The organism is Methylophaga sp. UBA4204, assembly GCF_002379485.1.
Lineage (GTDB): Bacteria > Pseudomonadota > Gammaproteobacteria > Nitrosococcales > Methylophagaceae > Methylophaga.
In genome coordinates, this window is record NZ_DFTU01000108.1 from 43,380 (window position 1) to 44,541 (window position 1,162).

General features: G+C 44.3%; 2 protein-coding genes and 1 pseudogene. All 3 read right to left on the bottom strand.

Annotation, left to right across the window (positions count from 1 at the left end; genetic code table 11):
- Positions 1-224 (bottom strand): annotated as a pseudogene (locus tag B3182_RS15835) (transketolase); the annotation flags it as partial.
- A gap of 26 nt (positions 225-250) precedes the next feature.
- Complete coding sequence (locus B3182_RS15840; protein ID WP_292354565.1) at positions 251-805, bottom strand: thioredoxin family protein; 555 nt, start codon at positions 803-805, stop codon at positions 251-253.
- A 195-nt stretch (positions 806-1,000) separates the two neighbouring features.
- A partial coding sequence (locus B3182_RS16400) for a hypothetical protein (protein WP_414683354.1) occupies positions 1,001-1,162 on the bottom strand: 162 nt, incomplete at its 5' end.

Below are 1,162 nucleotides of genomic sequence, written 5' to 3' on the forward strand. Positions count from 1 at the left end.
AGCAATGAGTAAATCAGCATAGAGCCGTGGCCATTAGACAAAATGAAACGGTCACGATCAGCCCATTTCGGGTTGTTCGGGTTATGTTTCATGTGGTCATTCCACAATACTTCAGCGATATCCGCCATACCCATTGGGGCACCCGGATGGCCGGAATTCGCTTTTTGCACTGCATCCATACTTAACGCACGGATTGCATTTGCTAAATGTCTACGTGTAGCCATTATCTACGTTCTCCTATTAAAAAAAATTAAGCTGCCCGCCATTTGATGGAACAGCCCATACTGGGTATCTGTTGTTCTGGACCATGACCGGTTTGAGCAACTTGTTTCATCGCTTCATATAAGTCACGGCGTACGTCCGCTGGAGCGGCTTCTTTGCGGCTGGCATCAAGGCGACCACGGTATTGCAACTTCAAATCTTTGTTGTAACCAAAAAAATCAGGAGTACACACCGCGCCATAAGCTTGAGCAACCTCTTGGCTTTCGTCATACAGATAAGGGAAAGAAAACCCGTTTTGTTCAGCAACAGTTTTCATGTTGTCAAAAGAGTCTTCTGGATAATCAGCGACATCATTGGCAGAAATTGCCACAGAATTGATGCCCAGCTGTTTAAGTTCGTTGGTATCACGGATCAGTCTATCCATAATGGCTTTGACATAAGGACAATGATTACAGATGAACATGATTAACAAACCATTCTCACCACGACAGTCTTCCAGTGTCCAGATTTTGTTGTCTGTGCCCGGCAGGGCAAAATCTATGGCCGCTTGGCCAAAGTCACAGACGGGTGTCTCTAAAGCCATTAAGATCTCACTTTAGTTCCTGTTTTTAGGCAATTTCGGTGATATTTAACCACACGAAACCAATTTGGAGTTCAGCATATTACCAGACAATTTAGATAATGCGAAATAAGCCAATTCGCCAGAATAAGTTCGCTAGGTTTTTGTATATTGAGACAAAACCGATATATTCGCAGCACTTGTTTTAGTCAGCATACTTTATTCAGCGACTTCATTGACCAACATTGCTCTGCGCTCAGCATTATCAGGGTGAGAATCAAGATAACTTTGCCAACCCGCTGCCTCAGCAGTTGGTGTGACAAGCCAGCCTTTCTGTTGAGCCTGTTGTAAGCCTCCAGGAGTTTCACACAGGGATGATTG